Source organism: Anaerocolumna sp. MB42-C2, assembly GCF_030913705.1.
In the GTDB taxonomy this organism is placed as follows: domain Bacteria; phylum Bacillota; class Clostridia; order Lachnospirales; family Lachnospiraceae; genus Anaerocolumna.
Map to the genome: position 1 here is coordinate 309,038 of NZ_CP133190.1, position 23,700 is coordinate 332,737.

Below are 23,700 nucleotides of genomic sequence, written 5' to 3' on the forward strand. Positions count from 1 at the left end.
AGGTGTCGCATTTATTTGTGCCACCTTCTTTTTATTTACTGTTAAGGTTCTCCGAATCTTCCGGAGTAAACCCTAACGTGCAGGAGGCAGACATGGACCTGAAACCAAAGCAGAAGTTAAGTTACACGGTTTTTGAAACAGTAGATTCCCACACTATGGGAGAACCTACCAGAATTGTTACAAAAGGTTTTCCCGAATTGTTGGGAGATACCATGATTGAGAGAAAGAAATACCTGGAAGAACACTTTGACCACTATAGAACTGCACTGATGTTAGAACCAAGAGGGCATAAGGATATGTTCGGAGCAGTTTTAACGGAACCAATCAGTAAAGAAGCTGATTTGGGTGTAATCTTCATGGATACCGGCGGATATCTGAATATGTGCGGCCATGGAAGCATCGGTTCCTCAACGGTTGCCGTAGAAACCGGACTGGTAAAAGTAACAGAACCTTATACTGACGTGGTATTAGAAGCCCCGGCAGGATTAATTCATGCAAGAGTGAAGGTAGAAAATGGCAGAGCCATTGAGACCAGTATATTAAATGTTCCGTCTTTTCTCTATCAAAGTGATGTTGAAGTACCAATAGACGGTTATGGTAAAATTAATTTAGATATTTCTTTTGGCGGTAGTTTCTTTGCAATGGTAGATGCCGAGAAAATGGGATTGTCCGTTGGAACGGAGAATATTGAAGAAATAACGGTTCTTGGTATGAAGATCCTTAAGAAAATTAATGATACTGTTATCGTAAAACATCCCTATTTGGATATCAATACCGTAGATCTGGTGGAGTTTTACTGCAGAACAGCCAATCCCTCAGCAAATAAAAAAAATGTAGTTATTTTCGGAGACCGCCAGGTAGACCGTTCACCTTGTGGGACAGGAACCAGCGCTAAATTAGCTCTTTTATATGCTAAAGGCCAAATAAAGATCGGAGAAGAATTTATCTATGAAAGTATTACCGGTTCAATGTTTAAAGGCATCATCATGAAAGAAAGCCTGGTAGGGGGTTATAAAGGAGTCATACCACAGATAACGGGCAGCGCCTATATTACCGGATTTAACCGATGGGTCATAGATGAAACAGACCCTTTAAAAAATGGATTTATTTTTGGCAAAGAAGTTAAAATGTAATTTATTTTTTTTAACTATATATAGACCGTAGTATATAACTGAGTATTAAATTAAGTCTATGATATAAGTAACTATTAACTATAAATGTACTGAATCAAGAATTAATTAAAAGATGTAAAGAAAGGATTGCCATGTTTTCTTTCAAAAAACATCATGGCAGTGGGGTTTAAGCCCCGGGGAAAAATAATGGAACAGGAAATATACCGAATCTATCTGAATCAGCATATCGGCAGACCTGCCCTAGCTTGTGTAAATCCAAAGGACGAAGTTTTAAAAGGTACATTAATTGGAAAAGCAGATGAGGGACTGAGCTTAAATGTCCATGCCAGTGTATCAGGTACTGTTACACTGGTAACCGGTGAATATATTGAGATACATAAGAACAGGACAGAAACCGGCGGTTACCTGCATTTGACATCCCAAAATCCCATAGACCTGGTGCAGGAAGCCGGAATATGTGGTATGGGCGGCGCGGGATTTCCCACTTATGCTAAACTAAAGACCAAGTTAAAGGAGGGCGGAATCGTAATAGTAAATGCGGCGGAATGTGAACCCGTTTTAGGACATAACTTAAAAAGAATTATAACCAATCCTGAAGAAGTGGTGGAGGGACTCGCCATTGCCATGGATATAGCAAACGTTAATAAAGGTGTCATTGCCATAAAAGGTAAACATACAGCGGCTGTGCTGCTCCTAAAAAAACATCTTAAGAAAAACATGGGAATTTTTCTGTTACCGGATCTTTATCCCATGGGAGAAGAAAGAGCAGTTATTCGGGAGATAACAGGAAAATTACTGGATATCCACTCCCTGCCTCAAGATGCAAATTCTATTGTTATTAATCTGGAAACTATCTTTCGCGTATATGAAGCAGTAACCCTTAAAAAACCGGTTATTTCCAAAGATATAACAGTAGGGGGAAATATAAACCGCGGAAACAAGGCAATTCTAGATGTACCGGTAGGCACTCAGGTCGGAGAGCTTATAAGGTTAAGCGGAGGAATTGGAAAAGATGTGGGGGAATTAATCCTGGGAGGCCCCTTCACCGGCAAACGTATCTCACCGGATACTTTTATAACCAAAACTACGGGTGGTATCTTAGCGGCGATGCCTTTCTTACAGGACAAACGTGATATGGGATTACTGGTATGTGCCTGCGGCGGGAATGAAGACAGACTTCGACAGATAGCCGCTTCCATGGGAGCAAATGTTATTGGTGTGGAATTCTGCAAACAGGCACACCCGGTTAATGGCAGACTAAAATGTGATAATCCTGGCAAATGTCCGGGTCAGTCTGTTAAAGTTTTAAATCTAAAAAAGCTCGGAGCAAAAACCCTGTTAATCAGTACTTGTACCGATTGCAGCAATACAGTTATGTCAATTGCACCAAACCTTCAAATGCCGGTCTATCACTGTACGGACGGAGTACTTCGAGGGGCAGGTTTTAGTTTGGTCAGAAAAATACATTTACATTAAAGGAGAGAATATTATGTCACTATCAAAAGACACGATGGAAAAACATCTGAATGATCCGGCAATATTTTGCTGTCAAAGGAAAAAAGGATTGGTAATCAGTGAGGCCGATCTGGAAGATCCCATGATATTTCCGGATTTAGTAGAATCCCAGCTGCTAACTTTAACTGACGACGGATTAACCATAAAGGAAGTGTTGGGTAAAACCTTAAAAACGGATACAGAAGCATTAACACCTATAACCGCTTCCATGCTGGAAGAGAACATTAAGCACCAAACGGAAACTGAGTGTTTAAAAAGCGGAAAGGAATCAGCAGAAAAAGAAACATCAATAAATGAAGTTGATAGAAAATTTACAGGAGGCGATAAGATGATTCATTTAGAAATTGATGAACTGAAAGGATTAAAACTTGATATTCCTCTTCATTCAATCAAACAGTTTGGTTTTTCCCCTGCAGAAGAAATCCAATTAGCTGCGGGACAGGTATTACCGGAACCCCAAAAAGAGGATAAGGTAATCCGCACCTTACATCAGAAAGAATATCAGGTAAAGAAAATATTATTAGGAGATTCCACTTCTTTTGAAAGTGGAGTGCTGACCATAAACAAAGGAATAATTAAAAAAGCAAAGGACTGCAATCCATTAGTAAAAGAAGTGGAAATGGATATTATTACACCGGATAATCATCATATATTTACCAATACAATAATGGATATCATTCCGATTGCAGCAAAAGTAAACGGCAGATTGGGAGAGGGCGAAACGGCTGTCATTAGCGGAGCAGTTTTCTGTCTTACAGGTTTGGATGAAAAAGGGGTACAAATACATGAATTTGGTTCCTGTGAAGGATACATCGACGAAAAAATTGCATTTGGCAGACCCGGCTGTCCGGACGATACCGACATTATGATTCGTATTAACGTAATCATACAGGAAGGAACCGGTATGGAGAGAAGAGGGCCTTTTGCAGCACACTGTGCATGTGACGTCATTATTCAGGAAATAAGGGAAGTATTAAAAAAGACAAAAGAACCGGTCTATAAGGAGGACATTTTCCGGGATGTACATAAATACGGCCGCCCAAGAGTTGTACTTGTAAAAGAAATCATGGGGCAAGGCGCAATGCATGACAATATAATCTGTCCTACGGAACCATCCGGTGTACCCGGCGGACAAAAAAATGTAGATTTAGGCAATATTCCGGTAATGCTCTCACCTAATGAGGTACTGGACGGAGGAATTCATGCTCTTACCTGTATAGGACCTGCAACAAAGGAAATGACCAGACATTATTTCAGGGAACCTCTGGTGAAAGCATTAGCTCAAGATAATGAACTAGATTTGGTAGGAGTCATATTCATTGGAAGTCCTCAGGTCAACGATGAGAAAACCTTTGTAACGGAAAGACTGGGGGCTTTAATTGAAACCCTGGATTTAAAGGGAGCTATTGTTACCACAGAAGGTTTTGGTAACAATCATATTGATTTTGCAGGAAATATAGCAGCTATCGGAAGCAGGGACATTCCGGTAGTCGGTGTTACTTTTTCCGCTTATCAGGGTCAGCTGGTTGTTGGTAATAAATATATGGATGCCATGATAGAACTAAATAAAGATCCGGAGGGTTTTGAAAATGAAGTTCTTGGCTGCAGTTCCATATGCCCTGAAGATGCAAAAAGAGCCATTCTGATGTTAAAAACCAAGATGGCCGGTATCCCTATCGAACCGGCTAACAGAAAATGGTCCCAGGCAGTTATTGATGCAAATCAAATACTGGTGAAATAATAAAGGAGGGCGAAATTTTAATGGTATCTATAGATTTAATACCCCAACTGACGAAAGCTAAAATAACAGAACTTAATGAAACTGCTGTAAAAGTCAGTATTAAAGGCAGACTGGGTGTAATCACCGTTCCTTTAAGATGGATCATTACAGAGAAAGCCTTAGCAGTAGGGCAGGAGGTAGAATTTTATTTCAGCTATATGAAAGCAGGCCTTTAACTTTAGCTTATAAGTTTTACTATATATAAAATTAATAATTGATTGGAGGATATGATATGGAATTAACAACGGCAACAGGATTGAAATCGGAAATATTCGTACCTATTACACCGGAGGCTGTATGGACTCCGCTTACCAAACCGCTTGATCAATGTAAGGTGGCCTTTATTACGGCAGGAGGAATTCATCTGAAAACCCAGAAACCATTTAATACGGCCGGGGATTATTCCTTTAGGGAAATCCCCTCCGATACACCAACCGGCAATCTTATGGTAACCCATGGCGGCTTTGATAATTCCGATATTAACAAAGACCCAAATGCCATGTTTCCTTTAGACCGTCTTAGAGAACTGGTGGCAGAGGGTTATATCGGAAGTCTTGCGGATATTATGTTCGGTTTTATGGGCGGTGGCGGAAATGTGGATAAATTCACTGACGAAACCGGTCCTGAAATTGCGAAAAGATTAAAAGAACAGGGTGTAGATATAGTAGTTTGCACCGGAGGCTGCGGTACCTGTCACCGTTCTGCAGTAATAGTGGAACGTGCCTGTGAAAAGTTGGGTATGTCAACAATTATCATAGCTGCGCTCCCTCCCATTGCAAGGCAGCAGGGAGCTCCCCGTATAACTGCTCCCCATGTCCCAATCGGTTCCAATGCAGGAGAACCAAACAATAAAGAAATGCAGACAGCAATTTTAAAGGAAACTTTACAGGCCGTGGCCAAAATGCAGTCTTTTGGGGAACTGAGAGTGCTTCCTTACGAATACCGGCATAATGTTTAGCTTTTAGATGACCTTACTAAATTAAGGAGGTGGAATCTATAAAACAGGAAATTTCCAAAAAGAAAAAAATCATTGATACTGCCTGGAAATTATTCTATGAGCAAGGTTATGACACTACGACAATTGAACAGATCATCAGTGAATGCAAAGTTTCCAAAGGAACTTTTTACCACTATTTCAGTGCGAAAACAGATCTATTCAGCTCTCTTTCCGATTTGTTTGATGAACAGTACCGGATTATTATAAAAGATCTGGATCCGGTATTACATAGTTTTGATAAATTGATATATATGTCAAGGCATTTGTTTAAATTCATCGAAGATAAAGTACCGGTGGACATTCTTGCATATCTGTATTCCTCCCAGGTCACTAAAAAAGGAGAAAAACACCTTCTGAATCAGAACCGGTATTACTACAAAGCCCTGATGCAGATTATTGAGGAGGGCCAGCTAAAAAATGAATTAAAAAGTGATCGTTCCTCCAGGGAATTAATGAAGATTTATGCTATGCAGGAACGTTCTATATTATACGACTGGTGCATCTGTGAGGGAAACTATCCTTTAGCATCCTATGGGATTGAATTATTGTCTATCTTTATGCAGGGGTTTATAGCAAAACCTTTGATACCCGGGTAAATATAATTATGATACCAACTAATAATTTAAATTAACTGAAAAATAAATATGAATCAATCCATACTTTTGTTATAATTGGAATATGTATTAAATTAACCAAATTATAACAGGAGAAAAAGATGATAAGATTTGCAACCATAGGAACAAGTAAGATTACAAGGCAATTTTTACAGGCTGCCAAACTGGCAGATCATTTTAAATTAATAGGCGCTTACTCCAGAGAACTTAACAAAGCCGTAAGTTTTGGCCAGGAATTCGGTGCGGAACTTTTCTTTGACAATCTGGACGTTTTAGCTGAGTGCTCCATGATTGATGCCATATATATCGCCAGTCCAAACAGTCAGCATTATGATCAGGCTGTTACGATGCTGCGTTCCGGTAAACATGTTATATGTGAGAAATCACTGGGTTCCAATGTAAAAGAAGTAGAAAGTATGTTACGAATAGCAGAAGCTAACAACGTAAAACTATTGGAGGCTATGAGGCCTGTTTTTGATCCCGGGCAGCAATTAATAAAACAAAATCTAAGCAAGCTTGGAACCATAAGAAGAGCAACTTTGGATTTCTGCCAGTATTCCTCAAGATATGATGCCTTTAAAAGAGGTGAAAATACGAATATCTTTGACCCTCAATTATCTGCAGGGGCATTGATGGATATTGGTGTTTATTGTATTCATTCCTTAATTGATCTGTTCGGGCAGCCTGATTCCGTGGAGGCAGTTTCGGTTGTTTTAAATAATAAAATTGACGGAGCAGGCAGCATCCTGGCCAACTACGAAGGTATGATTTCTGAATTAATTTATTCCAAAATTACAAATTCACAAGTCCCAAGCCAGATACAGGGCGAAAACGGTGCAATGCTCATTCCTCATATTTCAAACCCAAGAAAAATAACGATTAAATACAATGATAATACCGAAGAAGAAATTATTGCAGAAAACTGTGATAATAATATGATTTATGAACTTAATACTTTTCTTAAGGCTATTGAGAAAAATGAAAAACTGAATTATTATAATGAAATATCATTAAAGGCAATAAAAATTATGGATCAGGTTCGAAATCAAACGGGTATTGTATTTCCATCAGATTATAGAACGGATATGTTATAATTGCAGTCGTATACCGAATTATAACCTATGATGCACAGAAAAAATTCAGTCTGCTTATTTCTGTGCAAGTATATTTCAGGTTTTTAATTAACGTTCGTTTAAATTTACTCACAACAAGCATCTCGCGGTGCCTTAGGCTGAACTATAACACTGATATCTATAATAGTTAAATTTATCCTTGACAATTTAAGGAAGAATGTTATTATATAAATAATAACATAGGAAAAGCGATGACGGAAAAAGTAACCTGTATGAAACATCCAGAGAGAAGAACATTTGGTGGAAGTTCTTTATGAAAGAATACAAGTGAAAACCATTCCTGAGCTGTTGCATTGAAAGAATTACGTATCGTAATTTGTATGTGTTACCGTATGTCTGCGTTAAAGAATAGGATTTGATAGAATCTGAAGTGAAAAGTTAAGGTGGAACCGTGCAATTATAATTTAAGCACCCTTAATAAATGACTAAAAGTCATTTATTAAGGGTGCCTTTTTTATTTCATAGGAGAGTTCTCTGAACTTCCCTATGAATAAAAAGCCCGACTGGCAAGTCCCTTTCCTATGTTATCGTTTCATTCATATTAATTTATTAAGAATCGAAAGGAGAATATAAGGAATGATTATTACAATGAAAGATGGTTCTACACGGGAAATAAATGAGGTTAAAAGTATTATTGAATTCGTCAAAGGAATTGATAAACAATTGGAAAAAGATGCTTGCGCCGCAGAAATGAATGGAGAAATTGTTGATTTAAGAACGATGATAACCTCTGACTGCTCTTTAAATATCTTAACCTTTATGGATCCTGAAGGGCGGGCAGCTTTTCGCCATACGGCAGCTCATATCTTAGCACAGGCAGTGAAACGATTGTATCCTGATACAAAGTTAGCCATCGGACCTGCAATTCATGATGGGTTTTATTATGACTTTGAGTTTAATTTTGATTTTACTATAGAACATTTAGAAGCACTGGATGTGGAAATGAGAAAAATAATAAATGAGGCACTAAAGTTACACCGGTTTTCTTTATCAAGAGAAGCTGCCTTTAAACTTATGGAAGAAAAAAATGAACCTTATAAGACTGAATTAATAAGAGATTTACCGGTTACCGCAGAAATAAGTTTTTATGAACAGGGAGATTATGTTGACTTATGTTCAGGACCACATTTAATAAGTACTAAAAGTATAAAAGCCATTAAACTTATGACTATTGCAGGTGCTTATTGGCGGGGTAATGAGAAAAATAAAATGCTGACACGTATATATGGTACAGCGTTTCCAAGAAAAAGTGATTTAGAGAAATATCTTTTACAGTTGGAAGAAGCCCGCAGACGGGATCACAGAAAAGTCGGAATGGAAATGGGGTTATTTACCATCATGGAAGAGGGCCCAGGTTTTCCCTTTTTTCTTCCCAAAGGAGTAATTCTAAAAAATCTTTTAATTGACTATTGGCGTAAAATTCATGAAACGGAGGGATATATTGAAATAGAAACTCCAGTCATACTGAACCGAAAACTATGGGAGACTTCAGGCCATTGGGAGCATTACCGTGAAAACATGTATACGACTATTATTGATGAGGAAGAATATGCAATTAAACCAATGAATTGCCCCGGAGGTATGTTGTATTATAAATCTTCCCCGCATTCCTACAAAGAATTTCCAATCAGAATCGGTGAATTAGGATTGGTTCACAGGCATGAGAAATCAGGTGTTCTGCATGGATTGATGAGAGCGCGGTGCTTTACTCAGGATGATGCTCATATCTTTATGACGGAAGATCAAGTAACAGATGAAATAAAGGGTGTTATTCGATTAATAGATAAGGTTTACAGTAAATTTGGATTTAAGTACCATGTGGAATTATCTACCCGTCCTGTTAACAGCATAGGCAGTGATGAAGATTGGGAGATTGCAACAAATGGATTAGTGCAGGCATTGAATGAACTTAACATGAATTATATCATTAACGAGGGAGACGGAGCTTTTTATGGCCCAAAAATTGATTTCCATTTAGAGGATTCCATAGGACGGACATGGCAATGTGGTACCATTCAACTTGATTTTCAACTTCCATTACGCTTTCAGGCAGAATATACAGGATATGATGGTAGGAAACACAGACCGATTATGATTCATCGTGTTGTATTTGGATCGATAGAGCGTTTTCTCGGTATCTTAATTGAACACTATGCCGGGCGGTTTCCATTATGGCTTGCTCCGGTTCAAATAAAAATATTGCCGTTATCCGATCGATTCATAGAATATTCTGAATCCGTAATGATAAGATTAAAAGTTTCCGGTTACCGGTGTGAAATTGATAAAAGAGATGAAAAAATAGGATATAAAATCCGTGAGGCACAACTTGATAAAATACCATACATGATAATCATTGGCCAAAAAGAAAAAGAATATGATACGCTATCGGTTAGAAATCTCGAAAAAGGCGGACTGGGTGAAATGAACTTTTCAGAGTTTAATAAATTGTTACAGGAGGAAAATACTTTTTGACCCTATATGCAGTTAAAGCTATGATAGATGACAATTTATTTGGTTCATTATAAATGTATTTTATACCAATTACTTCAATTTATGATAGGAGATGTTAGATAATATGAAAGCTACCATTGTATTAATAGCTAATAATGAAGCCGAAAATTACGGCAGAAGATTAATGTTAGAAGCTCATAAAGCAGGTAACCTTGGTTTTGAAATGGCAAGGCTGCCTCAACATGTTTCTTTAAAACAGCCTTTTTCAATTCCTGATTTAGGACTATTCGAAGAATTCTTTGATCAATTTGCCAAGGATATTAATCCAGTCAAAATCGAATTCAACGAGGTTACAATTCATCCAAGTAATGTCTTAGGTTATGAATCTGGATGTATGTCAATCCACGCTGTGAAATCAGAAGAATTGGCTTATATTCAAAACAATCTGTTTCGGTCTTTGGAAAAGCGATTTGGTAAATGTCCAGCGGATCACGATGACGATTATGAGTTTCATATGACCATAGCAATCGGTGGTGCACCTTTTGAAAATTATAAAAAAGCATTCCAGGAGATGAATAGAAAAGATTATCGAAAAACATTTCTCTTTAACAGGCTTGGACTTCTTTATTATGATGATGACAGTATCAAACCAGGAACTTACTTCTGTTATAAGATCGTCAATCTATAGCTGTTAATTTCATAATTCCTATTTATTCCAGTGTAAATAAGTATAAATTAATGAAATTATACTTGTAATAATCATTTGCAAATAGTATATTAGTTTTGATTTTATTTTTATTTACGAAAGAAGGATTTTAATATGCAATGGAATATTTTAATAGGACCTGCAATAGGAGCGGTTATCGGATACGTTACAAATTTAATAGCAGTACAGATGTTATTTCATCCAATCAACCCGGTTTATATCGGGAAATACCGTGTTCCATTTACACCGGGAATTATCCCCAGAGGGAAAGCCAGGTTTGCTAAGGCTATTGGTAATGTAGTAGGGAATAATCTTTTAAATCCGGTAATTATCAAGGATACTTTATTATCCCCTGATAAAGAGCAAGAAATCAGAAAACAACTCGATCTCATTTTTCAGAAATTATCTGATGATGATACCACATTAGAAGTAAGATTAAATTCGATGATAGGCGATTCTGCTCAGACAAAACTTGAATCGGATCTTGTGGTAAATCTCACTCAGAAAATCAGCACTGAACTTATAACAATGAATTTAGGGCAAATAATAGCTGCTGAAGTAAAATCAGCAGTTGTAGAAAAAGTTCAGGGTACTATGTTAGCAATGTTTTTAAATCCTACCGTATTAGAACCAATTGAAAATGCAATTGGGGAACGAGTTAACAGATATATAGAAGAACATGCAGAAGAAAAAGTAAACAGTCTTATACAAAACGAATATACAAAATTAAATCAACAGACTATTTCCTCATTCATGAGTCAAATTAATACTGCTGAATTAAAAGATACAATCTTAAAAGTTTACCGTTTGCTGATTACTGAATATTCGGAAAAAATATTATCCTCCTTAAACCTTTCCAGAATAGCAGAAGAAAAAGTAAATGCAATGGATACAAAAGAGGTGGAGGAGCTTGTTCTTACTATTATGAAAAAAGAATTGGGAGCTGTTGTTAACCTTGGAGCTGTAATCGGTTTTATATTAGGGTTAATTAATCTATTCTTTTAAAATATACTATATTTAAAGGAAACAATATGAATTTACAAGATAATAAATGCATTTATTGCGTAACTAATATATGGAAGCAACTATTGAAAGGAGCGATAATATGAATCCCAGGTACAGCAATTATATAAAGAGCGCATTGTTTTTCATTACTTTATTCGTTAGTCTGATAATGGCTCCAAAAGTTTACCAGGCATCCGAAACAACCAAGGAGTTGGATGGAATTAAGACTTTATCAAATGACACTGTTTATTACTATGACTTAAATGGTGACGGAAAAACAGAAAAAATTTTGTGTAAAATAACTGTAAATTACGATAAACGTAAAACAACTCTAAAGTTATATATTAATGATGCGTTAAGTTTATCCAAAATTGAGGATGGATTATTTTTTTTAGTAACGATCCTTGATCTTGATAAAAGTGATAATTACCTGGACTTCTTTATAAGTACCACAATGGAATCAGGCTGTATGGATAATTCATTTTTTACACGATATGACGGTACTAAATTTTTAGATTATGTAACTTTTGATATAAAAACGTTAACGAAAAAATTTGATTCCTCGCGATATTATATAAATAAATTAAACGGTGATGGTAAGTTTACCATGGTAATCGATACCCCTATTTATTCCCCGGCAATTGGGTGCTATTTCTGCTATGTACCTTTCCGGTTAAAGGATAATGTATTATCGGCAATTACAACTAACACTTACACCCTAACCGCCGATTCTTCAAACTATAAATATAAAGCAGTAAAAAGTTTTTCAGTTTATAAAAAAGCCGGTTCAAAAAATGTTGTATATAAGGTAAAAAAAAGTGATAAAGTTTTTTTTGATAAAATGTATATATCAAAATCAGGAAAAGCATATTTCAGAATCATAAACAATAAGGGAAAAAAAGGCTGGATTAAATCAGATCAGGAAAACCTTTTTGCAGAGTGTCCGGCCTGGGGTTAATAACCGCATATTTTTTGTAATGATAAGCACGTTTTTAAATTTTTGAAGGAATCATTATGTTATTTCTTGAAAACGGGTTGTTGAAAGTGAGCAGTGTATCACCTGACTAATTTCAGAGTACTTTGGTAATATATGTATAAATTTTTAACAGAGGTATTATAAAATACCTCTGTTTTTTATATTGACAAGAGACAATATGTCACTTATAATAACGGAATGTAAGAAACACTGTGTCACATAATTAGACTTGAAAAGAGGTGTTTGTATGAAAAAGAGTATTGTTATATATCTTAAACATAAAAAATGAGTTTATGAGAAACCGAATAATATTGTAGATACATATTAAAGTTAAATTAAGGAGACTGAAGATGCAAAGAAAAATTATAACACTATTACTTGCTGTGACTATGCTGATTGGAACCATTGCAGTTCCGGTGAAACCGGCGGAAGCTGCCTCCAGTACGAATAATGCAGGAAAAGTTATTGATGCCTTAGAAATTATGGATACGGATCAGGGGAACAGTACGAATCCGGCCGCAAAAGTTACAAGAGCACAGTATGCACAGATGTTAGTCAATATGTCGGCCTTAAAAGATCAGACCTCTGCGAAAAGCAATGTATCTTTATTTAAGGATGTAACGAAAAAATATTGGGCAGCAGGCTACATACAGACAGCAATTAACCAGGGATGGATGTCCGGTTACATGAACGGCACATTCAAACCCTCTCAGAGTATTACCTTAATGGAAGCAGTGAATGGTGTTCTGAAGCTTTTAGGATATACCAACAGCGACTTTACCGGTAATTTAAACGCGGCTGAAATGGCACTGTACGAATCAAAGGACTTAGACAAAAATATAACGAAAACACAAAAACAAGCACTGACCAGAAAAGACTGTATGAATCTTTTCTATAATACCTTAATTGCCAAAACCAAAGACGGCAAGATTTATGCGGAAACCCTCGGTTATACGGTTGATTCCAAAGGGGAGATGGATTATCTGTCTTTAGTTAACACCAAAATGGAAGGACCGATCTTAGTGGATAATGACTGGAAGAGCCAGATTCCTTTTTTCTTAGGGGAGGCTACCTTTTATAAAGACGGTACATTAGGAACCCTGAATGATATTCAGCAAAATGATGTGGTTTATTATTCCAAAAATTTAAAATCCGTTTGGGCTTATGATAATAAGGTCACCGGTTCCATCCAGACCATTCTGCCGAACCGTTTAGCTCCGACCTCCGTGAAACTAGGCGGAAAAGAATATTCCTTAGGTTCTAATGATATGTCCGTCGCATTCTCCTCTTTAGGTAAGGTGGATGAGGGTGATGTAGTAACTTTAATCTTAGGCAAGGACGATACGGTAGTTGATGTATTGGGAATTGATGAATATAATGTAACGGTTACCGGAATTGTAGTAGATAACGGAGAGCGGGTAATGACCAATGATAAGGATGAACTTGTAAGTTCGAATTATGTGGCATTCGTGGATGCAGGCGGTAACAAATATGAACAGGATTATGACCTTACCGCAATCACATTTTCAGAAGGAGAAGTTGTCCGTGTCACCTATGATAACGGAATAGCTTCCGTAAATAGTTATAAAGCAGGCAGTACTTCCTTCGGTTCAAATACCTTTTCAAGCGACGGAATGAAATTAGGAAGTTATAAGTTAGCATCAAATGTAAAGATCTTAGATTATTATAAGGGCAGCTATAAAAGCATAAAGCCAAGCAGACTTGCGAATATAACATTAGGGGATGCCAGTGTTAATTATTACGAGTTAAACAGTTCCGGAGATATATCCAAGCTGATTCTAAATAATGTAACAGGTGATGTATATAAGTATGGTATCTTAACAGGTATATCCAGTCAAGGTTCCGATAAAATGAGTTTTGATTATAATATAAACGGAACGACAGGAACAGGAATCGGTGATGAATATGACGTAAAAGAGGGGCCGAAAGGATTTATATTCGATGATGATGATTCTACGCAGATAGAAGACCTGATTGACCTTACAAAAGTGAATGTCAGAGCGATTGGAGCTAGTATCGTACAAGATAGTACACAAAAATACATGATAGCAGATGAAGTCGCCGTATTTTTCCATGATGCCGGAAAATACTCAGTCGCAACTTTAAGTGATGTATCCAATTTAAACAAATATAAATTAACTGCTTATTACGATGGTTCTATGGCTTCAGGCGGCAGAATTCGTGTTATCATTGCAGAAAATAAAGACTGACAAAGGAGTGAATATATAATATGAGTAGGAATAATAAAGCAGATAAGAAGTCTTTGCATACTGAGAATACAGATGAAATAAATAAAAAGGGTAAAGGGATAAGTTTCATTAAACCATTGGCTTTACTCGTATTTCTTATATTCATAACGTTCGTAATATTTGGCAGAATCAACGGCAGTGCAGATAAATCCAATGCGAAAGAAGTAATACATACAGTAAAAGTTGAAAACAGAGATATTCAGTACATACTGTCTTCTTCCGGTATCATAGAACCTTTAAATACTTATGATGTTACCAGTCAGGTGGTTGGAGATGTAATTTCCGCTGACTTTGCAGAAGGGGAACAGGTTAAGAAAGATGAGGTATTATATCAGATAACAACAGATGATATAGACAGTAAACTGCGTAATGCGGAAAATGCGGTTCCAAGAGCAAAAGAAGATTACAAATTTGCCAAAGACAAATATGCTGAGGCAGTGCAGAAATATAATGATGCATTGGATGATTATGATGATGCAGCGGATGATTATGGTGATCTAACCATTAAATCTAAAAAAGCAGGAGTTGTCAAAACATTATTTGTTGATGAAGGAGATAAAATACAGATTGGAACACAGATAGCTGAAATCTATGATAACAGTTACATGGAATTAAAGGTACCTTTCAATTCTGCTGATGTAAAGCAATCTCTGATAGGAAAAACTGCAAAAGTTGAAATAACAGATAGTAACGAAAAATTAGAAGGAAACGTAACTGAAATAAGTTCGATTGAAGATGTTTTAAGCGGAAATCGAGTTGTTAAGACGATAACCATTAAGGTTAAAAATCCAGGCGGTTTAACTGCCGGTACAAAAGCTACGGCATCAATCGGCGATTTATACAGCAGCGGGGAAGGCATTTTTAACGTATTGGAAGAGGGAATTATAACTGCTGATAAAGCAGGCGAAATCCATACTCTTAATATAAAAGAAGGAGATAAGATATCTGAGAAATATCCGGTAATCGTATTAGACAGCGATACCTATAAAGATCAGTTAGATGCTTATCAGAATAAAGTGGATAATGCAAAAGATATAATGGATAATGCAGAAAATACTTTGGAAAAAGCTCACGAAAAAATCGATGATGCCAAAACTTCTCTGGAGGATGTCATAGAGGATAAAACGGATTATAGCGTAACGTCACCTATTTCCGGTGTGGTTGCCAGTAAAGATGTTTTGGAGGGTGATACAATCAGAAATACAACACCAAAACTCTGCACTATTTATGATTTATCTGCTGTCAAGTTTGATATGCCGGTAGATGAATTGGATATTAAAGCAGTTAAGATCGGTCAGAAAGTTAATGTTACCTCGAATGCTTTAGAGGGACGCACCTTTCATGGTATCGTTACTAATATAAGTCAGGAAAGTACCTACACGAACGGAGTACCGGAATATCCTGTTACCGTACAAATTGATGATTTCGGTGATTTATATACTGGAATGAATGTAACAGGAGAAATTATTATTAATGAAGTACAAGATGTTATGGCTGTACCGAATGGTGCTTTGATTCGTGGAGGAGTAGTATATGTAAAAGATCCTGCTGTGAAAGAAGTCGTGAACCATGTACCGGTTGGATTTAAAGAAGTCAAAGTAAAAACAGGACTTACGGATGGTAAATATACAGAGATTTTAGACGGATTAACTGGTGAAGAAGAGCTGTTTGTTCTTGGAAATGTAACGGAGCTTCAAACGGGAGCGCTAAATCAGGATAAAAATGAGCAAAACGAACAAATGAGTAACGAAAGCCAAGATGACGGCACAACTGCCACACCGTAATTAACACAAACGTTATTTAGTATGACAGTTTGAAAGGGACATAAAATGGATAGAGTATTTAAATATATATCACGATATTGGGTTCTTGTTCTGATGGCAGTAATATTACTTTTTATCCAGGCAATGTGTGAACTTACTTTGCCGGATTATATGTCCGATATTATTAATACCGGAGTTATCAATAGCGATATTAGTTTTATCTTGGATACAGGAAGGAAGATGCTGATTATCAGCCTTATCGGAACCTTATGTTCTATTTCTGTGGGTTATTTTGCATCCAGAGTAGCAGCACAGACGTCCAGAGATTTGAGAAGTGATGTATTTCGAAAGGTCCAGAGCTTTTCAAATGAAGAATTTGATAAATTTTCAACTGCATCTTTAATTACTCGAACGACGAATGATATTACACAAATTCAGTCATTGATCGTAATGATGGTAAGATTACTTTTTTATGCACCTATTCTTGGTATCGGAGGGACAATAAAGGCTGTTTCAAGCAGTTTGTCCCTCTCCAGGATGATTGTACTTTCCTTGATTGTTATTTTTATGTTTATCATATTCATTTTTGTAGTTGCAATGCCTAAAATGAAAATGGTTCAAACTCTCATTGACCGCCTAAACCTGGTAAGCCGCGAGAATCTTGAGGGTATGCTGGTAATTCGAGCTTTTAACACACAGAAATTTGAAGCCGAACGGTTTAATAAGGCAAACAAAGAATTAACGAATACCAATTTATTTGTAAACCGTGTTATGACAATTATGATGCCAACCATGATGTTAATAATGAATATAACCATTGTTCTTATTGTGTGGTTTGGTTCTAAACAGATATCAAAGCTGGAAATCGATATCGGTACAATGATGGCATTTATGCAGTATGCCATACAGATTATTTCAGCGTTTTTAATGCTTTCCGTCATGTTTATAATGATACCCCGTGCCGCAGTCAGTGCCAACAGAATCAAAGAGGTGTTGGATATGAAACCTTCCATCCGGGATAAAAAGCACACATTATCCTACGATGAAAATTTCAATTCTGATGTTGAATTTAGGAATGTTAGTTTTACCTATCCGGAGGGGAATGGCCATGTACTTGAAAACATAAGTTTTACTGCTAAAAAACACCAGACAACTGCTATTATCGGTGCAACCGGTTGTGGCAAGTCAACGGTTATAAATCTTTTGATGCGTTTTTATGATGTATCGGACGGACAGATCTTAATTGACGGAAAGGATATCAGAGATGTAGACCGTCAGGACCTTAGAAGTAAAATCGGTTATGTACCACAAAAAAGTATTCTTTTTTCTGGAAATATCCGTTCAAACCTATATTATGCCGATAAATGCAGTACGTTTGAAAATATTCAAAAGGCTGCCAAAATAGCGCAGGCAACTGAGTTTATCGAATCAAAGCCAGATACTTATGATGCATCGATTGCACAAGGAGGCACTAACGTATCTGGCGGACAGAAGCAAAGATTATCTATTGCAAGGGCACTGGTTAAAAATGCGCCCATTTATATATTTGATGACAGCTTTTCAGCACTGGATCTGAATACGGATAAAAAGCTTCGTGCAGCATTAAAGAGTGAGACAGGGGACAGCACAATAATACTGGTCGCTCAGCGTGTCGGTACCATTATGAATGCAGATCAGATTATTGTTTTAGATAATGGTACAATTGTGGGAAAAGGTACCCATAAGGAGCTTATGAAAAGTTGTATGGTTTACAGGGAAATTGCTTTATCACAAATGTCAAAGGAGGAACTTGACCAATGCCTAGAATGAACATAGTAATGCAAAGCAAGGCCAATGACTCAAAAAATACAATCAGAACCCTTGGAACTTATCTTTTTCCCTATAAACTGCAAATCGTAGCGGTGCTGATATTTGCTGCCGTATCCACTTTATTTTCCATACTAGGGCCGAAGCTGCTTGGTAAGATAATTACGAAACTGGCAGATGGTCTGGTTGCTTTCTACCTGCATACCGGACTGTATATGGATTTTGACTATATGGGCAAAATGACTATTCTGCTTATATTACTGTATTTTATTTCGACGCTGACCTCCTACATACAAAATTTTATTATGACAAGAGTTTCTATGGAGGTTACTTTTAAACTGAGAAAAGAAATTTCCCAGAAAATGCAGAAAATACCTCTTAATTATTATGATACCCGTACTTATGGTGAAGTCCTGTCGAGGATCACAAACGATGTTGATTTAGTCAGTCAGACCTTAAATCAAAGTTTAACACAGCTGATTACCTCTATTGCTACAATCATCGGTGTGTTTTGCATGATGCTTTCAATTAGTGTTTTAATGACGATAACTGCACTGATTGTAATCCCCATATCCCTGGTTATCGTCAATATTATTATTAAAAATTCTCAGGGATTTTTTAAATCACAGCAAAAGTCGCTTGGTTCACTTAATGGGCATGTTGAAGAAATGTACAGCGGACATAATGTAATTCAAGCCTTTAACAGACAAGCGGAATCCGTGGAGCAATTTGAAATTATAAATAAAGACCTTTGTGAAAGTGCTTGGAAATCACAATTTGTTACGAGTATTATGCAGCCTATTATGAATTTTGTAGGCAATCTCGGATATGTACTTATCTGTATACTCGGTGGATACCTTGCGGTAAAAAAAGTGGTTGAAATCGGTGACATCCAGTCTTTTATACAATATATGAGGAATTTTACCATGCCAATTACGCAGCTGGCATCCATATCAAATACTCTTCAGCAGACAATCGCAGCCGCAGAAAGAGTATTTGAATTTCTGGAGGAAGAAGAGGAAGCAGACGATGCGGATAGTATACCGGATTATGAATTTCACGGCAATGTAGAATTCAAGAATATATTCTTTGGATATAACCCGGAAAAATTGATCATACATAATTTTTCGGCAAACATAAAACAAGGGCAAAAGGTGGCAATCGTAGGTCCGACTGGTGCCGGAAAAACCACCTTAGTAAAATTATTAATGCGTTTTTATGATATTAATTCAGGAGAAATTCTGATCGACGGGCACAATATCTTTGATTTTAAACGAAATGATTTAAGATCACTGTTTGGGATGGTCCTACAGGAAACATGGCTGTACAATGCTTCCATATTGGATAATATAAAATACGGAACCTTTGATGCCTCAAAAGAGGAAGTTATCGCAGCTGCAAAAGCAGCACATTGTGATGAATTTATCCGTACTCTGCCTGATGGCTATGATACGATTCTGAATGAAGAAGCAAGCAATATATCTCAAGGTCAGAAACAGCTATTTACGATAGCCAGGGTAATACTTGCTAATCCTAAAATTCTTATATTAGATGAGGCTACCAGTTCAATTGATACACAAACTGAAATATTAATCCAAAAAGCTATGGACTCACTTATGACAGGAAGAACAAGCTTTGTTATTGCCCACAGGCTTTCAACAATTAAAAATTCTGACTTAATCCTGGTTCTTAAGGATGGTGATATCATAGAACAGGGAAATCATGACGAATTATTGGCTCTAGAGGGCTTTTATGCCGGATTATATAACAGCCAGTTTGAATAGTGAAGTCACTTGACATCAAGCAGAGAAAAAGGAGGATATAAAAATGGATGAATTTAAAGACGAGATGAACGAGACAAAAAAGAAAAGCAAGAAAGGTATCATTTTAATAATCGTAGCAATAGTGGTAATAGTCGGAGCGTATTTTGGCTCAGAATATTATATTGAGAGTACAAAATTTATATCAACCGATAATGCAAAAGTTGATACTAAAATATTTCAAATTACATCGGGTACTAGCGGTAAACTGACTAAAATAAATGTAGCCATAGGTGATTCAGTGCAATCAGGGCAGATTCTTGGCAGAGCAGAGGGAGGCCCTTATATTAAATCACCTATTGATGGCGAGGTTATGGATATAAAAGCAGATCTTGGCCAATTAGTATCACCTTCTGATGTAATTTTTGTAGTCGCAGGTGTAGATGATATGTACATAACAGCCAATATTGAGGAAGACGATATACTTAAGGTTGCAGAGGGACAGGAGGTTGCAGTCAGCTTGGATGCATATGGTAATAAATCTTTCTCGGGATATGTAGAAAAAGTTGACAAAATAACTTCAAATAAATTATCAAATATGACCACCAGTTTTACAACCTCCGGTACCTATACAAAAGTAACACAACTTATTCCCATTAAGATTAAGCTGAATGAAAACATCAATCTCAAAAACATAATTGGTACTAATGCAAATATCAAAATAAAGATTAAGTAAAAATAGAGTTAATGAAGATAAGTTAGACAATATTAATTTGCTTAATATATAATTAATTTTTATATTTATATATGGTAATCCCCCTGGTTGGAACCTCAGAACTTGTCCTATCAGGGGGATTTTATTATGTTCAAGTATTAAAAATTCCTACCAGTAAGGTTTTTAAAAATTCTTGAAAAGAAACTTTAAAATCAGGTAATGAAAGCTTTTTATTGCATTGATTCGCCATTTCCTCTTTGGCTTCATTATCTCTAATAGCAGGTGAAAATCCAGCGATAAAACTAAATTGATATTGGCAGAAGTGTTGCACCTGCTTAAGCGTCAGACTGGGAAATAATAAATGTAATAAGCTATTCAACTCGTGATAATGTATTAGAAAATTCTGCCTGATTTTAGTTAAAGATTCGTGGGGGATATTTTGAGCATATAAAGGTGTCAATCTGGCATAAAGGCCAATCATTCCAAGATGTTTGCACGTTATATCAGTCCAATACTGGCAAAATGTCTCAATCTCAGAGGTTGCAATTGCATTATCAGGACTCGCTTCTTTCAGTTCCTGTATCCATTCAGCAACTTCATCAATCAGAATGGTAGCGAAGATTTCTTCCTTTGTACTAAAATATTTATATAAATTCGAACGCGCAAAATCCAATTCCAAAGAAATTGATTTAATCGTAATTTTGTCATAGCTTAACGAATAAAATTGCTTCTTAGCGACATCCTTAATTTGATTTAGTCGAACATCTTTTTGTTCGTCACTTCTTGCTCTGATAAAATCCATATATTTATCACTCCAGTAAATAAAATACTAAGTTTGAAAGTAACATAGAAATACCTTTATAGTATATCATATAATAAATAAAATAGCAAGAGACACCGTGTCACATAAGTAGATTTATTGTTATCTGACTAATAAAATCAATATTACAGCGGAATGACAACTCTATGGATTTTTAGTGTAGAGAGTATGCGGCTGCATTATTTGCGCAAGAGATTGATTAAAATGAGACATCGATAAAATTACTAATAGTATAAATTAGTTTTGATGATAGATGTTAGTATAAAGAAAAACATGAAAATTATAGTGGTTATACATTTTTTCATTCAACTATTCGTTAAACTTGTGTTTTGCGAATAGTTGTTTTTATGCCATAACCAGTTATAACCAAAAAAATTTTTACCCTTTTGTCGAGTGTCAAGGGACATAAAAGTTTCTAAATCAAAGACAACATTCTTTCTAAACTGGTTACATACACTTTAAATCGTACTCTTCTAAATTAGAATACGGACATAAATCTGTCTAAAAGCTGATATTTTAAATCTCAAAATAATTACCTATTAACACATCGTACAGTATTAATTATTATTTTGAATACAAATGGACATAATAATCAGTAGCATCACCCCTAGCATAGCTACCTGTTAAATACACCATAACTAATCGTTTTCCAAGTTTATCTTGAATTTGTGACACAAATTCTTTTAATACCCTTTCATAGTCATGGCTTACAATATTGAATGGTATTTCTTTTCTCATATGGTATTATCTCTATTTTGTTAATCAGTAATTTCTGGGTCTCCAATTTCTTCATTTCCTAAATATACCTTGTATTCTTTTCCCTCATATAAGTTCATAATCTGTCTTCGCAATTTTGAGGGATAAAGGGGTAAACGATTCAGCGTCTTTATCTCAAGCCAATCATATCCCACTTGGTTCGTATCACTATGTAATACAGCGTTTTTGATTTCTCCAATATATTCACATAAAAATACCATGTCTACTCTATGATATCTTTCTCCATTTACACCTTCAATAACAAAAACTAATTCTTTTGCTTCCACATTCATTCCTAACTCTTCAGCGACTTCTCTACATACTGCTTTAGAAAGGAGTTCTTCTGTTTCCTGTCCACCACCAGGCATAATGTACCACTCTTCATTTTCGTCCTTTATTTTAATTGCAAGCATCTTTCCGTCTTTGATAATTAATGCCTTGGCTGAATTTCTAATCATTCTATCCATAAATACCTCCACATATATTGTCTGTAAGAATATTTCCTTAAATTGTGTTAAAACCATTAAGATTATACCATAAAATGTCATTTATTCAATTGATTTTATAGTTATTATTGGATACTATTATATTTTTCCCGTTGACCAATATTTTAGCAGGGATTAGATTTTGTTCCGGTAAAATATATTCAGGAACAAATACTATTTGATATTTAGATACAGGGTATGTTACAATATAATAAAAACGGACAGGGGGTCATATTTTGGATAATGAATTAAAGGACATATTGACTAATATTCAAGGCGAATTAAATAGTATTAAAAAGGAATTAGCTGATAATAGAGAGGAAATAAAAGTAATAAATTATAAGCTTGATAGACATTCTGAAAGATTTAATAGTTTGGATTTAAAAGTGGATAATCTGGATTTAAAGTTACGTAATACAGAGGTTAATATTCGTAAAGATATCAAAAAGCTATCGGATGATAATGAAACTATGATAGAAGTTTTAAGACAGCATGAATTTTTACCTAATTAGCTTACTGCTCCAAGAAGTAAAATGATTTCAATTTAAAAAACTAAGCAAAAAGCCTAGTCTTTTTTCTATGCTGCTACTATTCTATTACCTATATTCCTCTTATTAATTACCTATGTTTATCTATCCAGTCTTGGAATTAGTTGACTTTCTTCAGCTTGTAATACATTTGATCCATGTATTTCTTAGTTCCTCATAAGTCTGGGATTGTAACATGATTTTTTTTGATTGTAATAGTTTTTCTTTTTGAAATTCATAATTTGGACGATTATATATTAAATCTGGGAATTTGTCCATAGGTTTCTGCGATACCTCCCTATCTTCCTTAACTTTAAATGTGCATATTAGAACTTAATCAAAATAATGTTAACTAAATATGTATAAGCTCAATTTCTATATTATAGCATATTTCTTTAAAAAAATGTCACAATATGGAACCATTGAAAGGATTAGAATAGGAGTACTAGATCTCTCCTATTCAACTTCCAAGATATCAAAATATATAT

Annotated in this window: 20 protein-coding genes; 17 read left to right on the top strand and 3 right to left on the bottom strand. The window is 35.8% G+C overall.

Annotated features, from left to right (window positions below; translation table 11 throughout):
• The first annotated feature begins 92 nt into the window (after positions 1-92).
• The 16 genes from RBU59_RS01380 (at position 93) to RBU59_RS01455 (ending at position 20,645) form a co-directional block, all read left to right on the top strand.
• Entirely contained in the window at positions 93-1,133 is a 1,041-nt protein-coding gene (locus tag RBU59_RS01380) for a proline racemase family protein (RefSeq protein WP_308146095.1), read from the top strand.
• 186 nt (positions 1,134-1,319) lie between these two features.
• Positions 1,320-2,609, top strand: a complete 1,290-nt coding sequence (gene prdC, locus RBU59_RS01385; RefSeq protein ID WP_308146096.1) for a proline reductase-associated electron transfer protein PrdC — start codon at positions 1,320-1,322, stop codon at positions 2,607-2,609.
• Positions 2,610-2,622: 13 nt separating this feature from the next.
• Positions 2,623-4,389, top strand: coding sequence for a D-proline reductase (dithiol) proprotein PrdA (gene prdA, locus RBU59_RS01390; protein ID WP_308146097.1), 1,767 nt, complete (start codon positions 2,623-2,625; stop codon positions 4,387-4,389).
• A gap of 20 nt (positions 4,390-4,409) precedes the next feature.
• Positions 4,410-4,604, top strand: a complete 195-nt coding sequence (locus RBU59_RS01395; RefSeq protein WP_308146098.1) for a CBO2463/CBO2479 domain-containing protein — start codon at positions 4,410-4,412, stop codon at positions 4,602-4,604.
• 56 nt (positions 4,605-4,660) lie between these two features.
• Entirely contained in the window at positions 4,661-5,386 is a 726-nt protein-coding gene (prdB, locus tag RBU59_RS01400; RefSeq protein WP_308146099.1) for a D-proline reductase (dithiol) protein PrdB, read from the top strand.
• Positions 5,387-5,415: 29 nt separating this feature from the next.
• Positions 5,416-6,021, top strand: coding sequence for a TetR/AcrR family transcriptional regulator (locus tag RBU59_RS01405; RefSeq protein ID WP_308146100.1), 606 nt, complete (start codon positions 5,416-5,418; stop codon positions 6,019-6,021).
• Positions 6,022-6,140: 119 nt separating this feature from the next.
• Positions 6,141-7,133: a Gfo/Idh/MocA family protein gene (locus RBU59_RS01410; protein ID WP_308146101.1), complete on the top strand. Its 993-nt coding sequence runs from the start codon at positions 6,141-6,143 to the stop codon at positions 7,131-7,133.
• 615 nt (positions 7,134-7,748) lie between these two features.
• On the top strand, positions 7,749-9,644 hold the full coding sequence (gene thrS / locus RBU59_RS01415) for a threonine--tRNA ligase (RefSeq protein ID WP_308146102.1): 1,896 nt from the start codon (positions 7,749-7,751) through the stop codon (positions 9,642-9,644).
• Positions 9,645-9,747: 103 nt separating this feature from the next.
• Positions 9,748-10,311: a 2'-5' RNA ligase family protein gene (locus RBU59_RS01420; RefSeq protein ID WP_308146103.1), complete on the top strand. Its 564-nt coding sequence runs from the start codon at positions 9,748-9,750 to the stop codon at positions 10,309-10,311.
• A gap of 132 nt (positions 10,312-10,443) precedes the next feature.
• Positions 10,444-11,334 carry a DUF445 domain-containing protein gene (locus tag RBU59_RS01425; protein ID WP_308146104.1) on the top strand — a complete coding sequence of 297 codons (891 nt, stop codon included), beginning with the start codon at positions 10,444-10,446 and terminating at the stop codon, positions 11,332-11,334.
• 100 nt (positions 11,335-11,434) lie between these two features.
• On the top strand, positions 11,435-12,292 hold the full coding sequence (locus tag RBU59_RS01430; RefSeq protein ID WP_308146105.1) for an SH3 domain-containing protein: 858 nt from the start codon (positions 11,435-11,437) through the stop codon (positions 12,290-12,292).
• Positions 12,293-12,660: 368 nt separating this feature from the next.
• Positions 12,661-14,541, top strand: coding sequence for an S-layer homology domain-containing protein (locus RBU59_RS01435; protein ID WP_308146106.1), 1,881 nt, complete (start codon positions 12,661-12,663; stop codon positions 14,539-14,541).
• A gap of 20 nt (positions 14,542-14,561) precedes the next feature.
• Positions 14,562-16,364 (top strand): efflux RND transporter periplasmic adaptor subunit, encoded by a 1,803-nt coding sequence (locus tag RBU59_RS01440; protein ID WP_308146107.1) that lies wholly within the window; start codon positions 14,562-14,564, stop codon positions 16,362-16,364.
• 45 nt (positions 16,365-16,409) lie between these two features.
• Positions 16,410-18,152: an ABC transporter ATP-binding protein gene (locus tag RBU59_RS01445; RefSeq protein WP_308146108.1), complete on the top strand. Its 1,743-nt coding sequence runs from the start codon at positions 16,410-16,412 to the stop codon at positions 18,150-18,152.
• The gene (locus RBU59_RS01450) at positions 18,140-19,933 is read left to right on the top strand and encodes an ABC transporter ATP-binding protein (protein WP_308146109.1); all 1,794 of its coding nucleotides are present in this window, start codon (positions 18,140-18,142) and stop codon (positions 19,931-19,933) included. Before RBU59_RS01445 ends, RBU59_RS01450 begins: the two co-directional genes overlap by 13 nt.
• Before the next feature lie 43 nt (positions 19,934-19,976).
• The gene (locus RBU59_RS01455; protein ID WP_308146110.1) at positions 19,977-20,645 is read left to right on the top strand and encodes an HlyD family secretion protein; all 669 of its coding nucleotides are present in this window, start codon (positions 19,977-19,979) and stop codon (positions 20,643-20,645) included.
• 130 nt (positions 20,646-20,775) lie between these two features.
• Here the strand turns inward: RBU59_RS01455 and RBU59_RS01460 are convergent, their stop codons facing one another.
• From RBU59_RS01460 to RBU59_RS01470, 3 genes are all read right to left on the bottom strand, one after another.
• On the bottom strand, positions 20,776-21,426 hold the full coding sequence (locus RBU59_RS01460) for a TetR family transcriptional regulator (protein WP_308146111.1): 651 nt from the start codon (positions 21,424-21,426) through the stop codon (positions 20,776-20,778).
• Positions 21,427-22,008: 582 nt separating this feature from the next.
• Positions 22,009-22,182, bottom strand: a complete 174-nt coding sequence (locus RBU59_RS01465) for a hypothetical protein (protein WP_308146112.1) — start codon at positions 22,180-22,182, stop codon at positions 22,009-22,011.
• Between the two features lie 20 nt (positions 22,183-22,202).
• Positions 22,203-22,667, bottom strand: a complete 465-nt coding sequence (locus tag RBU59_RS01470) for an NUDIX domain-containing protein (RefSeq protein ID WP_308146113.1) — start codon at positions 22,665-22,667, stop codon at positions 22,203-22,205.
• Positions 22,668-22,921: 254 nt separating this feature from the next.
• On the opposite strand from RBU59_RS01470, the gene RBU59_RS01475 reads away from it, so the two are divergent.
• Positions 22,922-23,197 carry a hypothetical protein gene (locus RBU59_RS01475; RefSeq protein WP_308146114.1) on the top strand — a complete coding sequence of 92 codons (276 nt, stop codon included), beginning with the start codon at positions 22,922-22,924 and terminating at the stop codon, positions 23,195-23,197.
• Positions 23,198-23,700 lie beyond the last annotated feature (503 nt).